This is a genomic window from Photobacterium sp. R1 (assembly GCF_054600795.1).
Genome location: NZ_BAAHZP010000270.1, coordinates 1 through 342, shown reverse-complemented (window position 1 = coordinate 342; position 342 = coordinate 1). Strand labels below are relative to the sequence as shown.

General features: G+C 53.5%; 1 protein-coding gene. It reads right to left on the bottom strand.

The genetic code is table 11. From position 1 onward, the window contains the following. Positions 1 to 342 (bottom strand): AraC family ligand binding domain-containing protein (locus tag ACYP03_RS24995; RefSeq protein ID WP_459782525.1); only part of this gene is annotated, 342 nt, incomplete at both ends.

The following is a 342-nucleotide window of genomic DNA, read 5'->3' as shown; positions in this document are numbered from 1 at the left end:
ATGACGCGGCTGGCTTGTGATGTCCGGTGTTCGGAGCAGCAAGTCAATCTGCTGTACGCTGTGTGCGATAACGGCACCACTTAAATCAATCTGAAGAGATAAGCTTCTGAGCAGTGTCTGAATACAGGCATACATGACTTCGGCCGTTGGTGTCAGAAGGTAACCGATCTCGTCAGTAACCAAAGCCGACCAATCTTGGGTGGTATCCAGAAACAGCCAGGCTATTTGCCAGCCATCCTCTTCAATACCAAACCCATTCTCAGTGCCCGCAGGCACAATGATCATCGACCCCGGCTCCAGCAGCCAACGGCGTCCTTCGCTTTCCAGCCATCCCTTGCCGCC